Genomic DNA, 14105 nt, shown 5'->3' with positions numbered 1-14105 from the left:
GGTCGGCTAGCCGGAATGGGACTTGCGAACGGTAGCCAGCAGCACTTCCGCGCTCAGACTTAACGGGGTGCCGGAGCGGGTGATGATCCCGACAGATTCCCCCGGCCCGTGTGAGGCGATCGGCAGCGCGGCCAGCGCATTGTGCAGCAAATCCTCTTTAATCGCCCCGGACGGGACAAACCACACGTAGTTGTAGCGCAGCGCCAGCTGCCGCGCCAGCGATGTCGCCGAAGTCTCCACCAGCGTTGCCGGCAGCCTGCAACCGTGCTCTTTGATCATCTCGTCAGCCAGTCGTCTGGGAGCCGTGCCCTCAGGGGAGATGACCACCGGCCATGACAGCGCCTTTGACAGTGTGACATTGTCACTTAACAGGGGGTGATCGGGCCTTACCACCAGCCTCAGCTGCTCGAGAAACAGCAGCTCATAGCTCAGTCCGGTCATCATCTCCGGGTCGGCCATCCGGCCAATTCCGACGTCAAACTCACCGGCTTTCAAACCGGCAATCAGCACGTTGTTATGCAGCGTGGCAACCTGAACAATAGCCTGCGGCTGAAGCTGATGAAAGCTATCCAGAATCGAAGGCAGCATACCCAGCGCCACGGTGGTTAATACGCCGACGCGAAGAACGGCCGGGCGATCCAGATCCGCAGGTCTGAATGACTGTCCGGCATGATTCAGCGCATCCAGCACCCGTACCGCATGGGTAAGAAACTGTTCGCCGAGGGTAGTCAGCTGCGCGCCAAGGCGTCCGCGCTCAAACAGGCGCGCACCGGCCAGCTGTTCCAGCTCGTTCAGCGTTTTGGAAAGGGCTGGCTGGCTGAGGGAGAGTGTTTCGGCGGCGCGGCCCAGCGTACCCTGCTGAGCAACGGCGACGAAAGTATGCAGGTGGCGCAGGCGAATGCGCTGGTTAAACAGGTAATTTTTATCCATAGCCCAGCTAAGCAGCGGGCTGGGTTACAGGCAAGCGGCATGTAATGATTTTGTTAAGCTTATTGCAAATTTAATTAACATTTGCCGAATATGGCACGTTTTCCATCACTTTTCTTCTGCCGTCAGGCGCGATGCATCAGGCCTTATTATTAAACTCGTTGGCCCCACGCCGCGAGGGAATGACGGACTTTAACGTCAGCAATTTGCCGGCGATGAATGCCGTAGCCGATCACATTTTATTAAAAATTTTCTCCGGGTCCGGCGCTTTCCAGTACTCTGACTGCAATACGCCAATGAGGGGCTGAGAATGAAAAGTTTATGGGTGTCGGCTGACAGCCTGCGCGACGGATTTGCCAGCGCGATGTCGCAGATGTACCAGCAGGAAGTGCCGCAGTACGGCACGCTGCTTCACCTGGTCTCAGAGGTGAATGCGGAGGTTTTAGCGCAGGATCCCGCCCTGAAACAGCAGCTGGAACGTGACAATGAACTGTCGCGCCTGAGCGTTGAGCGTCACGGGGCGATCCGGGTCGGTACGGCAGCAGAGCTGTCCATGCTGCGTCAGGTCTTTGCCATTATGGGCATGTATCCGGTGGGCTACTACGATCTCTCGCAGGCTGGCGTACCGGTGCATTCCACCGCCTTTCGCCCGATAGAGGATCGGGCGCTCAACGCCAACCCCTTCCGCCTGTTTACCTCCTTACTTCGCCTTGAGCTGATTGACGATCTGGCTTTACGGCAGCAGGCCACCGAGATTCTGGCCGCCCGTGATATTTTCACTCCGCGCTGCCGTGAGCTGGTCAGGCTGCATCAGCAGCAGGGCGGCTTCAGCGCGCAGCAGGCCGAAGAATTTATTCCCCAGGCGCTGGAAACGTTCCGCTGGCACCAGCAAACCACCGTTGACCAGGCCACCTATCAGGCACTGCTGGCACAGCATCGTCTGATCGCCGACGTGGTCTGCTTTCCAGGTTGTCATATCAACCACCTGACGCCACGCACGCTGGATATCGACCGGGTGCAGGCGCTGATGCCGCAGTCAGGGATTACGCCCAAAGCGATTATCGAAGGGCCGCCGCGCCGCACTGTGCCGATTCTGCTGCGGCAGACCAGCTTCAAAGCACTGGATGAGCCGGTGCGCTTTCGCGATGGTCTGGGGACACATACCGCACGCTTTGGTGAAATTGAGCAGCGCGGCATTGCGCTCACCGCAAAAGGGCGCGCGCTTTACGATCGGCTATTGCTGGAGAGCGAAACCGGCACGGAAAATGATGCTCACCAGCAGAAGCTGGCCGCAACTTTCGCCGCGTTTCCGGACGATGCCAGGGTATTAAGAGAGCAGCCGCTGGCATGGTTCACCTACCGGCTCAGCGAGAAAGGCCGTGCCAACCCGGCGCAGATTGCCGGGCAGCAAAATATTGAGCGCCTGCTTGAGGAGGGACTGATTATCGCCACGCCAATGATTTATGAAGATTTTCTGCCGGTCAGCGCCGCCGGTATTTTCCAGTCCAATCTTGGCAGTGAAGCGAAGCCGCGCAGCCAGGGACACAGTAGCCGGGCGGAGTTTGAACAGGCACTGGGCGCGGCGGTCAGCGATGAAATTGCGCTCTACGGGCAAAGACAGCAGGCCAGCCTGGCAAGATGTGGCGTGAAACAGGGTGGATAGAGAGGCAGGGGCAGAGGTTCTGCCCCGAACAGCTTATTGTAAGCGAGGATTACGGATCAGCGCGTATTTACCCGCACCCAGCAGCATTATGGCTAAGGCGCCAAACAGGTAAATCGCTTCCCCTTCCAGCGCCCAGGCGCCTACGCTGGTACGGTCCCAGAATGCGCCGGTTTTGACCAGCAGCGTGGCGACCACCAGGTTAACCGCAATCACAAAAGCTGCCGGACGGGTCAGCAGCCCAATAATGACCATGATTGGCGCGACAACTTCACCGAGGTAAGCGCCGTAGGCCACGAAGCCCGGAATGCCGTGCGGTTTCAGCATCGTGGCAATCCAGCCGACGCCGTGCACAACCTTAAATTCCCCATGAAACAGCAGCAGGATGCCAAACGTCAGTCTCAGCACCAGCTTGCCAAAATCAGGGTGGTCGGTCAGGCGGGAAAAGCCATTATTCAGGGCCGAAAACATGGTTGAATCCTTACGTATAGACAGATAAGCCAACATAGACAATAACGCCCGCTGATGAAACTCAAATTCTCTGAATTTCTCTTTCAGTCAGTTTCTTTTATCTCGCTCAGCGTAATCCGTAACTGAGCGTGTTGACTGCACTTTTGTCCCACCGCTGCAAATGATAATCGGCAGGTTTGATGCGGTTTGGCGAAAAAGGCCTGTCCTGCCGAAGCGGGAGAAAAGCTTTATGCGGCGGCGTATCCAGCCGTTTCGTCCGCTAATGAAAGGGATGGGGCGGTTAAAAGAGTTGTGGCCGGGCAAAGTAATTTATCAGCAAAATTTTCCATCCGACCTACCTCTGGCGGAAATAGCTGACAGAGCAATGACTTAACGAAAGTCGACTACCATGTAAGTTTCTGAATAACAACCCTTAATTCCTCAAACTTTTTTGCTCCGTGCCGATAACACCTGATAAGCGCCCGATTCTCACGGCGCTATCATCCGGTTTTTTATCGTTACGGAGCAGTTATGAAACTACTAAGAAACTTCACCATCCGCAGCGTAATGCTCTGGGTCCTTGGGCTGTTCTGCCTGATGTGGTCCGCCGTAGGCATGTACAGCGTCTTTTCCCTGAATGCCCTCGGTAAAGGTAATGAAGTCGATCGCATATTGGTTAATCAGATGACCACACTGGGCAAAGGCAACGATCAGTACTTCCGTTTTATCACCCGACTGAACCGGGCGGTGGACTCCCGACTGGCAGGCAGCGCATCCGCCACGGCAGATATGGCGTCGGCGCAGAAGGCTCTCGACAATATGGCTAAGCTGCTCGACGATTTTAAGGCGGAATCGCCGGGGCCGCTGGAGACCAGCTATTATACCAGCGTGATTGCCAGCTGGCAGAAGCTCCTCGAGCAGGGCGTGCTGCCGCAGATGCAGCTGGCGCAGAATACCAGCCTTGACGATTTCCGCCGTCATGCCGCCACGGTTACGCCGTCGCTGAGCCGTGATTTCGGCGCAACGGTGGAAAAATTCAACCTGGCCGCGGGCGTGAAGCTGGATGCCACACGCGTGACCGTCGACCGCCTCACCGACGTGACAAAAATCGTAATTATTATTGCGACTATCGTCGGACTGATCATTCTGCTGTTTACCGATCGTTATCTGGTCAGGATGCTGGTTCGCCCGCTTGAAGGAATGCGCACGCACTTTCGCCTGATCGCCGACGGCGATCTCAGCCAGCCGCTGGAAGACATTGGCCGTAACTGCGTGGGTAAGCTGGTGCCGCTGCTGCGGACCATGCAGGATAGCCTGCGCGATGCGGTGAGCGCTATTCGCAGCGGTACGGACAACATATACCGGGGCGCTGCAGAAATTTCATCCGGTAATAACGATCTTTCCTCGCGGACCGAAGAGCAGGCAGCGGCGCTGGAAGAGACGGCGGCAAGCATGGAGCAGCTGACTGCGACGGTGAAACTCAATGCCGATAACGCGCGTCAGGCCAGCGAACTGGCACAAACCGCTTCGGTTACCGCCAGCAAAGGCGGCAGGCTGGTTGACGACGTTGTCTCGACGATGGAAGGCATTGCCGGCAGCTCAAACAAAATTGCCGAGATCACCAGCGTCATTAACAGTATTGCCTTCCAGACCAATATCCTTGCGCTGAACGCTGCGGTAGAAGCCGCGCGGGCTGGCGAACAGGGACGCGGATTTGCCGTGGTGGCTAGTGAAGTGCGCAATCTGGCGCAGCGCAGCGCCGGAGCGGCGAAAGAGATCGAAACGCTGATTGCCGACTCGGTGACCCGCGTGGACAACGGTTCCCGGCTGGTTGGCGAAGCGGGCAGCACCATGAATGAGATCCTGAAAGCGGTGGCAGAGGTTACCGAAATCATGAAGCAGATAGCTTCCGCTTCCGAAGAGCAGAGCAAGGGGATTTCTCAGGTCGGCACGGCTATCAACGAAATGGACAGCGTTACCCAGCAGAACGCCTCGCTGGTGGAGCAGGTCTCGGCGGCGGCCAGCGCGCTTGAGCGACAGACGGAAGAGCTGACGCTGTCGGTGTCAAAATTCCGCCTCTCGGCCGTGGCGGCCACCTCATCTGCCGCGGCATCCAGTAAGCCGGCTCTTACGCAGGCCCGTTCACTTGTCGCAAAGCCTGCCGCCGCTTCATCCGATGAGTGGGTATCGTTCTAACCTGGCTGACGCAGCCACGCCACCAATGCGGCAAGCTGCGGTGGCGCATCCTCTGCCGGGCGCTGGATCAGACTATATACCGCGCCCGTTTTCACCGTTTCACTGAACGGGGCGATCAGCCGCCGCATGGCCAGGTCCGTCTCGATCAGCGTTACGTCCGCCACCGTCACGCCAAATCCCTGAATTGCCGCGCTGATCGCTAAATCCATTGTATCGAAATGCTGGCTGCGCCTGATGCTGAAGCCTGCCTGCTGCTGGTTAAGCCACAGCCGCCAGTCCCGTCCGTCGGCGGTCGGGTGCAGGAACGTATAGCGCGCCAGATCCTCTACCCTCAGTACTGCCGCTGGCAGCAGGCTGGCGGCGATGGCCGGCGTCAGTTCCTCATCGAACAGTCGCCAGCTTCCCGCAGGCGCACTGCCATAAAGGATCGCCGCGTCATAATTCTCCAACTGCGTGCTGTGATCGACGGTAGTGGTCAGCGAGACGTGGAGATCGGGCTGAGCCTGTTCCAGCGCCACCAGTCTCGGCACCAGCCAGCGCATGGCGCAGGTAGGGGCTTTCAGCCGGATCACCGCATGGGATTTGCTGGCCTGTTCAGCGGCGAACACCATCTGTTCGAAGTTGGTTTTCATTGCGGGGAGCAGGCTGGCGCCCTGAGCGGTAAGGGTCAGCCCACGCGCGTGGCGATCGAACAGCGCAAAGCCAAGCCAGCTTTCCAGCGAGGCAATTTTACGGCTGACGGCACCTTGCGTAATGCACAGCTCGCCAGCGGCGCGAGTCAGGTTAAGATGCCTGGCGGTGACAATGAAGGCATGAACTGCATTTAGCGGGAGCGAGCGCCGTGACATTGTAAGCCTCTGAGCTATGTTTAAAAGTCATGGCTATTATGACAACAATTCGCTTGTCGCCTCAAGTGCGCTCACGTTGAATAGGTTAACCGCGCTTTTACCTCCACCGGAGACAGCATGACTCTGAAATCTTCCGTACAGCAGCGTTCAAAATTACCGGACGTGGGCACCACTATTTTCGCCGTTATTGGTCAGCTTTCCGCCCAGCACAACGCGATCAATCTGTCGCAGGGCGCGCCTAATTTCCCCTGCGATACCGCCCTGATCCACGGCGTTACCACCGCGATGGAGCAGGGACACAACCAGTACGCGCCGATGACCGGGCTGGGTGCGTTGAAAGAAGTGTTAGCCAGTAAAGTTCACACGCTTTACGGCCAGCAATACGATGCGGTCAGCGAGGTGCTGATCACCGGCAGCGCCAGCCAGGCTATCTACGCCGCTATCGGCGGCCTGGTTCATGCGGGTGATGAAGTGATCTTCTTTGAACCGGCGTTTGACAGCTATGCGCCAGTCGTCCGTTTACAGGGCGGGGTGCCGGTGGGCCTCAAGCTCCAGCTGCCAGATTTCAGCATCAGCTGGGACGAGTTGCGCGCGGCCATTACGCCACGTACCCGAATGATTATCATTAATACCCCGCATAACCCAAGCGCTCAGGTGCTGTCGCGGGAAGACCTGGACGAGCTCGCGGCTATTACCCGCAATACCGATATTGTGGTGCTCTCCGATGAAGTCTATGAACACATCCTGTTTGATGGCCGCCAGCATCAGGGCATGGCGACCCATGCGGAGCTGGCGCAGCGCAGCGTGATCGTCTCTTCCTTTGGCAAAACCTTCCACGTCACCGGCTGGCGCGTCGGTTACTGCCTGGCGCCGGCGGAACTGATGGAAGAGATGGTAAAGGTGCATCAGTTTATGATGTATTCCGCCGACACGCCGATGCAGGTAGCCTTTGCTGATTATCTGCGTGAACCGGCCAACTATCTGGGGCTTGGCGCATTTTACCAGCGCAAGCGCGACACGCTGACTGAACTGATGAAAGATTCGCCGTTCCGTCTGCTGCCTTCCGCCGGCTCGTTCTTTATGTTGGCCAGCTATGCGGATTTCAGTGACGAAGCTGACAGCGAAATGGTAAAACGTCTCATTGTTGATTACGGTGTAGCGACTATTCCGCTTTCGGCGTTCTACACGGATGGAACCGACAATAAATTGATCCGTCTCTCGTTTGCTAAAGATGAAGCCACGCTGCGCGCGGGCGCTCAGGCGCTGTGCCAGGTAAAGCCTCGCTAAAATATCCTTCTTAGGGGAAGTTGATGAAGAAACTGAATGCACTTTTTTTAGCGGTTGGGCTGCTCTCTTCCGTGTCGGTAATGGCGCAGGAAACGCTGCGCTACGGTCTGGAGTCGCAGTATCCGCCCTTTGAAAGCCGTAACGCCGCAGGCGAGCTTGAAGGGTTCGATATTGAGCTGGGCAAAGCCATTTGCCAGGTGGGTAATTTCAAATGCAGCTGGGTTGAGAGCAGCTTTGATGCGCTGATCCCCGCGCTGGCCGCCAAGAAATTTGACGCCATCAACTCGGCGATGAATATCACCGAAGCGCGGATGAAAAGCATTGGGTTCACCAGGCCCATCTACCGCATTCCCAGCCAGCTGATTGGCAAAAGCGGCTCGGGCCTGCAGCCTGACGTTCAGTCCCTGAAGGGCAAAAACATCGGGGTATTGCAGGGTTCAGTGCAGGAAACCTTCGCGAAAAAACACTGGGAACCGCAGGGCGTGACCATTACCTCTTATCAGGACCAGAACCAGGTCTATAACGATATGGTTGCGGGGCGTCTTGACGGCACGCTGGTGATGTCGGCCGCCGGGCAGTCTGGCTTCCTCGAAAAACCCCAGGGTAAAGGCTATGCCTTTGCCGGCGTTCCGGTAGAAGATACCCAGATTCTGGGGGTAGGGATCGGTTTTGGTCTGCGTAAAGACGACGCGAAGCTGAAGCAGGCGCTGGATGCGGCGATTGTTAAAGTCCAGGCTGACGGCACCGTTACCAGGCTGGCTGCGAAATTCTTCCCGGGTATCGACGTGACGATCAGAGAGTAACGTTCAGGATCTGAGCGGGCAGTCACGCCACCAAAGGGAGCGAAGATTTTCGCTCCCTTTGGCTTGCTATACGGGCGCTTATTTAGCCGCCAGCAGACACAGCTTCTCCGCAACCTGGTATGACTTCACGAAGGATGGGATCGGCAGAAATTCAAACTTCGAATGGAAGTTATGCGCGCCAGTAAAGAAATTTGGCGTCAACAGGCCCTTAGCAGAAAGGGCCGCCCCATCCGTGCCGCCCCGCATTGGCGTGACCTTCGGCGTAATATCCAGCTCTGCCAGCGCGGCAAAGATCAAATCAATTGCCCGACGATCTTCTCCAATGGCATTGCTGATGTTGCTGTAAATATCGGAAAGGCTAAATTCGACTTTGCCTGTAGGATAGCTTGCGCTAATTTTAGCCGCCACCTCGGCAATTTTTTGCTTCCGCCGTTCAAACGACGCCAAATCGAAGTCGCGAATTGATGCTTTCAGACGCGCCTCGTGCGCATTAGCCGTAAGATCATTAAACCAGACGTAGCCTTCACGGCCTTCAGTATGCTCAGGGGTTTCCAGTCGGTCGAAATGGTTGATAAAATCCGTCGCCATCAACAGCGGGTTGACTAAAACGCCTTTACCGGACATCGGGTGCGCGGTCACGCCGGTAAGACGTATATCAGCTGCGGCGGCGTTAAAGTTTTCAAAGACCACCTCGCCCAGCTCGCAGCAATCGATGGTGTAGGCGAAGTCAACGTCGAAGCGACTTTTCAGATCCAGCGCCTTCGCGCCGCGCAGCCCAATTTCTTCATCAGGAACAAAGGCCACGACAATATCGCCATGCGGTGTGTCCGGGGTCAGATTTTCCATCAGCGTCATCACTACGGTCACTGCCGCTTTGTTATCCGCGCCCAGCACGCTGGTGCCGTCGCTGAAAATAATCTGCTGGCCGCGATAAGCGTTGATTTCAGGATGGTCAGCAACGCGTAGCCAGATATCTTCCTGCTGGTTAAGACACAAATCTTCGCCTTCAAAGCGCAGTGTCTGCGGATGGATATGCGGCGACAGTCCGACGTCAACGGTATCGATGTGGGTAATAAATCCGATGCGGGGAGCAGAAGGGCAGTTGCCTGGCTTCACGGCCGTTACGGTAGCGAATTTATCAATAACCACCTGTTTCATGCCGATGCTGCGCAGTTCTTCCGCCAGCATTTTCGCCATATTATGCTGTTCTGGCGTGCTGGGAAGCTCCTGAGCGGCGGCATCGCTCTGGCTGGTGACGGCGAGGTAACGATAAAAACGGTTGCTGAGCTGGGCAGCCAGTTGCTGATTCATCCTGTATTCCTGTATCTGCTGAGGGGAAAAGTGAATTCACTATCATTATCAGAGAGGAAGAGGCGGGTCAAAATCTCAGGGTGCCTGGCACGCTGTCGTTAGCGTGATACAGAATGTTTACTGTCAGTAAATTTCCTTAAATAACGGTCAGATACCAGGCAATTGCAGCGCACGCTCCGGCGAAGCGTCGGGAAGCCACTATACTGAATGTTCATGATAAACAAACGGGAGGACAGTCATGACCATTCATAAGAAAGGGCAGGCGCATTGGGAAGGCGATATTAAAAATGGCAAAGGCACCATCAGTACCGAAAGCGGCGCGCTGAAAGACCAGCCTTACGGTTTTAACACTCGTTTTGAAGGAAAGCCGGGGACAAATCCCGAAGAACTGATTGGCGCGGCGCATTCAGCCTGTTTTTCGATGGCGCTGTCGCTGATGCTGGGTAATGCCGGTTTCACGCCAGAAAGTATTGATACGGTGGCCGACGTTTCGCTGGACAAGGCGGGTGAGGGCTTCAAAATCACCAGAATTGCCCTGCAAAGCCAGGTGAGGCTGCCGGGTATTGATAGCGGCAAGTTTGATGAAATCATTAACCAGGCGAAAGCTGGCTGCCCGGTATCGCAACTGCTCAATGCTGAAATTACCCTCGAATACAAACTGAACTGATCGTGGTGGCCGGACGTGCGGAAATATCAGTACCATGCCAGCCGCATTTAGCAATCCGGCGGACGGCCTTATCGCTGAATTAAGTAATCCTGTTCATGTTCCTGTGGGCTTCTCCTTAGAGACAGTTTGGTCAACAGGAACCAAAGCACAACGGCTTAAAGTGCTCTGACAGTTCTGTGTTATCTTCGAAGTTTGGGATCGTTCAGGGTGCACAATGGCCATACTAACGCGTGCAGAGCTTGCGGAATTAAATGTATTTTCAGTTATTTGTCGTAAAAAAAGTTTCCGTCTGGCAGCGGCTGAACTTGGCGTCAGCACCTCAGCACTAAGCCATACCATCCGCTCACTTGAGGAACGTACCGGAGTAAAATTATTAAACAGGAATAACCGCGCAGTAGTCCCTACGGCGGCGGGCGTTACCCTGGAAAATCAACTTAAGCTGGGGTTTGATTATATCAAATCTGCACTCTCAGAACTGGACAATTATCGCGACAAGCCAATTGGCAGCTTGCGGATAAACATCCCGCGTGATGCTCTTGACCTCCTTATTTCACCCATCTTAGCTGGCTTCATGAGAGAGTATCCCAACATTTCCTTAGAAGTGGTGGTTGATAATCAACAAGTTGATATTATTAGCGAAGGGTTTGACGCAGGCATCCGCTATGGCGACATTATCCCTAAAGATATGATAGCCGCGCCTTTGAGCGAAAAATTAAAATGGATGGTGGTGGCAGCACCCGACTACGTTGAGAAATATGGCGCGCCACATTCCCCTGATGATTTAAAAGAACATCAGTGTATTAATATGCGGGTTGGCAACGGCACGTTATATCACTGGGAGCTCGGCAATAATGAAAACAGTTGCAGAGTGCTCTCCCCAGGTAAGTATATATATAGCGAAACATCAATGATTATTCAGGCCGCGCTTGCAGGCGTGGGCGTAGCGTATTGCCTGGAAATGCAAATTCGTGAGCATTTGCGCAGCGGCAGGCTGACTGAGGTCATGCCCGGCTGGTCGCATATCAGCGCGCCATTCATGATGTACTACCCCAGTCGACGCCAGCTACAGCCTGGATTAAGGCCATTGATTGAAATCATTAAAGCGCAATGCCTTCCCCCAGGTTGAGTTTTAGTCAATGGCTCATTAAAAATCATTCAACGAAAGCTGTGTTAGGGTAAAAAAACTATCTGATTAAGGCGCGCGTTGGTTTACGAACTGGCGCCGCCGAAGATTAGAAAAGCCGTTATGTATCTTTTTAGCATGACGATTTTTATCAAAATTCAGTTTTTACAGAGTGAGTAAGTCTATGAGTGCTTTATATTTTGATTTGGAAGAGAAAAAAAAGCTTTTCCCTGACAGCGCAGATTCTCTCATTGTTGATATGTACCTCAGTGATAACCCTCAGGGGAGCGTGAGATTATTTCGTGTCTACCAGCAAGTGCCTGAGCATTATCACAAGCAATGCGATGAGGTGCTGATCGTTATTGCAGGCGATCTCGAATTTCAAACTGACGGTGAGCCAGCGAAAGTTTTGTCTAAAGACCAGCTGGTGATATTCAGGAAAAATACCGTTCATTCGATTAAACCAAGTGGCGATAATCCAGTCTACTTCCTTTCCATCGATACCCCTGGAAGAGAGGCGTCCGATATCTATTTTATCGATCCTGCGCATAACGGGTTAAAATTTATAAGCCACATAGGCGAACGCTGATATTTTCTGCCCCTGTGGTATGCGCGTGCCTGCTCAGCAGCCACTGCCGCTTTTACTGGCTCATCACCCCATTAGCGATTAGATTGGTAAACGTTCAGGAGAGACCATAAAAAAATCAATAAAGTGAGGGCAGAGATGAGAAAATCAGTATTAAGGACAGCGGTTGCCGTGTTGACGCTGGCCGTAGCCACTGGGGCGGCGGCAAAAACTCTGGTATTTTGCTCAGAGGGATCGCCAGAGAATTTCAATCCACAACTTTATACTTCCGGGACCAGCGTGGATGCCAGCGCCGTGCCCATTTATAACCGTCTGGTTGATTTTAAAGTCGGCACCACCGAGCTGGTGCCAAGCCTGGCGGAAAGTTGGGATATCAGCCCGGATGGTAAAATCTACACTTTTCACCTGCGCAAAGGGGTGCAGTTCCAGAGCAATAGGGCGTTTAAGCCTGGCCGCGAGTTTAATGCTGACGACGTCATTTTCTCGTTCATGCGGCAGAAAGATCCCAACAATCCTTATCACAATGTTTCCAATGGCACCTATGCCAACTTTGAAAGTCTGGAATTTGGCACGCTGATCCAGAACATTGAGAAAGTGGACGACCATACCGTGCGCTTCACCCTGGCCCACGCTGAAGCACCTTTTCTGGCGGATCTGGGCTGGTATTTTGCCTCAATCCTCTCCGCTGAATACGCCGATGCGATGCTGAAAGCCGGAACGCCGGAAAAGGTCGATCGGGACCCCATCGGCACCGGGCCATTTGAGCTGGCGCAGTACCAGAAAGATTCCCGCATCCTGTTTAAAGCTTTTCCGCAGTACTGGCAGGGCAAGGCGAAGCTCGACCGCCTGATCTTCTCTATCACCCCGGATGCCTCCGTGCGCTTTGCCAAGCTGGAAAAAAACGAGTGCCAGGTCATGCCGTTCCCTAATCCGGCCGATCTGCCGCGCATGAAGGAAAATAAAGATCTGACGCTGATGCAGAAGGCCGGTTTGAATACCGGCTTCCTGTCTTTCAATACTCAAAAACCGCCGCTGGATAACGTCAAAGTTCGCCAGGCGCTGTCGATGGCCATTAATAAGCCGGCCATTATTCAGGCAGTGTTCCAGGGTACCGGCAGCGCGGCGAAAAACCTTCTGCCGCCGGGCGTATGGAGCGCCGACCAGGATCTGAAGGATTACGACTACGATCCTGAAAAAGCCAAAGCGCTGCTAAAAGAGGCGGCAATTAAGCCCGGCACCACCATCGATTTGTGGGCGATGCCGGTTCAGCGTCCCTATAACCCGAACGCCCGGCGTATGGCGGAGATGATTCAGGCCGACTGGGCGAAGGTGGGGATCAAAGCCAACATCGTCAGCTTTGAATGGGGCGAATATCTTAAGCGAGTGAAAAACGGCGAGCATCAGGCTGCCCTGATGGGCTGGACCACCGCAACCGGCGACCCGGATAACTTCTTCGGTCCGCTGTTCAGCTGCACGTCCGCCAACGGCGGTTCCAACTCGTCCAAATGGTGTTACAAGCCGTTTGATACGCTAATCAATGAGGCTCGCGCCGAGCAGGATCACACTAAACGCATTCAGCTTTATCGTCAGGCGCAGCAAATAATGCACGACCAGGCGCCAGCGGTAATGATTGCCCACTCGACGATCTTTGAACCGGTGCGTAAAGAAGTGACCGGTTATGAGATCGACCCGTTCGGCAAACACATTTTTTACCAGGTGGATATCAAATGACCGTGCCGGCCTTCCTTCAGGGAGGGCCGGCCTGCTGCAACACTCAGCCGCTGCGCTTTTTTTTGACGGATTTTATTGTATCATCAACACTTAACTGCTGAAGGCAGTAGGTTACGCCACATTTTAATCCCGTAACAGGAGTCAAATAATGAGTGCGAAATATGAAATCTACAGTGGTAAAAACGGCCAGTTTTATTTTCGTCTGAAGGCCGGTAACGGTGAGATTATCCTGGGTAGCGAAGGATACGTCAGCAAGTCAGGCGCTGAGAATGGTATTGCCTCGGTTAAGAAAAACGCCGGAGAGGACGCCCATTACGATCGCCTGACCGCTAAAGATGGTTCTCCCTATTTCAACCTGAAGGCGGCAAATCATCAGGTCATTGGCCACAGCGAAATGTACAGCTCCACCCAGGCCAGGGACAAGGGAATTGAATCCGTGCGTAAGAATGGTCCGGTAGCCGAAGTTCACGATCTGACCAACGACGCTTAGTCAGCCGTTAGCCCACGCGTCGGGAT

The 14105-nt window shown here is 54.5% G+C and carries 13 protein-coding genes; 9 read left to right on the top strand and 4 right to left on the bottom strand.

The window, feature by feature from the left end:
- Positions 1–6: 6 nt before the first annotated feature.
- Positions 7–930 (bottom strand): LysR substrate-binding domain-containing protein, encoded by a 924-nt coding sequence (locus NG99_RS20510; protein ID WP_034897077.1) that lies wholly within the window; start codon positions 928–930, stop codon positions 7–9.
- Between the two features lie 307 nt (positions 931–1237).
- On the opposite strand from NG99_RS20510, the gene hglS reads away from it, so the two are divergent.
- Positions 1238–2590, top strand: coding sequence for a 2-oxoadipate dioxygenase/decarboxylase HglS (gene hglS, locus NG99_RS20505; protein ID WP_034897074.1), 1353 nt, complete (start codon positions 1238–1240; stop codon positions 2588–2590).
- Between the two features lie 33 nt (positions 2591–2623).
- Here hglS and NG99_RS20500 read toward each other — a convergent pair whose 3' ends face one another.
- Positions 2624–3058, bottom strand: a complete 435-nt coding sequence (locus NG99_RS20500) for a DoxX family protein (protein ID WP_034897072.1) — start codon at positions 3056–3058, stop codon at positions 2624–2626.
- Positions 3059–3568: 510 nt separating this feature from the next.
- Here NG99_RS20500 and NG99_RS20495 point away from each other — a divergent pair.
- A complete protein-coding gene (locus NG99_RS20495) occupies positions 3569–5233 on the top strand; it encodes a methyl-accepting chemotaxis protein (RefSeq protein ID WP_034897069.1) in 1665 nt (554 codons plus the stop codon).
- Here NG99_RS20495 and NG99_RS20490 read toward each other — a convergent pair.
- Complete coding sequence (locus tag NG99_RS20490) at positions 5230–6081, bottom strand: LysR substrate-binding domain-containing protein (protein WP_034897067.1); 852 nt, start codon at positions 6079–6081, stop codon at positions 5230–5232. The genes NG99_RS20495 and NG99_RS20490 overlap by 4 nt on opposite strands.
- 117 nt (positions 6082–6198) lie before the next feature.
- Between NG99_RS20490 and NG99_RS20485 the strand changes: the two genes are divergently transcribed.
- Together NG99_RS20485 and NG99_RS20480 are read left to right on the top strand one after the other, a co-directional pair.
- Positions 6199–7368, top strand: a complete 1170-nt coding sequence (locus tag NG99_RS20485) for a methionine aminotransferase (protein WP_034897065.1) — start codon at positions 6199–6201, stop codon at positions 7366–7368.
- Between the two features lie 23 nt (positions 7369–7391).
- Positions 7392–8171 (top strand): transporter substrate-binding domain-containing protein, encoded by a 780-nt coding sequence (locus NG99_RS20480; RefSeq protein WP_034897063.1) that lies wholly within the window; start codon positions 7392–7394, stop codon positions 8169–8171.
- 78 nt (positions 8172–8249) lie between these two features.
- Here NG99_RS20480 and pepT read toward each other — a convergent pair whose 3' ends face one another.
- The gene (gene pepT / locus NG99_RS20475) at positions 8250–9482 is read right to left on the bottom strand and encodes a peptidase T (protein ID WP_034897061.1); all 1233 of its coding nucleotides are present in this window, start codon (positions 9480–9482) and stop codon (positions 8250–8252) included.
- Positions 9483–9720: 238 nt separating this feature from the next.
- On the opposite strand from pepT, the gene NG99_RS20470 reads away from it, so the two are divergent.
- The 5 genes from NG99_RS20470 (at position 9721) to NG99_RS20450 (ending at position 14079) form a co-directional block, all read left to right on the top strand.
- Positions 9721–10149 (top strand): OsmC family protein, encoded by a 429-nt coding sequence (locus NG99_RS20470; RefSeq protein WP_034897059.1) that lies wholly within the window; start codon positions 9721–9723, stop codon positions 10147–10149.
- A 214-nt stretch (positions 10150–10363) separates the two neighbouring features.
- The gene (locus NG99_RS20465; protein WP_034897057.1) at positions 10364–11275 is read left to right on the top strand and encodes a LysR family transcriptional regulator; all 912 of its coding nucleotides are present in this window, start codon (positions 10364–10366) and stop codon (positions 11273–11275) included.
- Between the two features lie 181 nt (positions 11276–11456).
- A complete protein-coding gene (locus NG99_RS20460) occupies positions 11457–11861 on the top strand; it encodes a cupin domain-containing protein (protein ID WP_034897055.1) in 405 nt (134 codons plus the stop codon).
- Between the two features lie 135 nt (positions 11862–11996).
- Entirely contained in the window at positions 11997–13589 is a 1593-nt protein-coding gene (locus NG99_RS20455) for an ABC transporter substrate-binding protein (protein WP_034897052.1), read from the top strand.
- Positions 13590–13737: 148 nt separating this feature from the next.
- Complete coding sequence (locus tag NG99_RS20450) at positions 13738–14079, top strand: YegP family protein (RefSeq protein ID WP_034897049.1); 342 nt, start codon at positions 13738–13740, stop codon at positions 14077–14079.
- Positions 14080–14105 lie beyond the last annotated feature (26 nt).

Origin of the sequence: Erwinia typographi, assembly GCF_000773975.1 — a bacterium.
GTDB classification, from domain to species: Bacteria; Pseudomonadota; Gammaproteobacteria; order Enterobacterales; family Enterobacteriaceae; genus Erwinia; species Erwinia typographi.
Note: the sequence above shows the minus strand (reverse complement) of the source record. Positions and strands in the feature narration are given on the sequence as shown.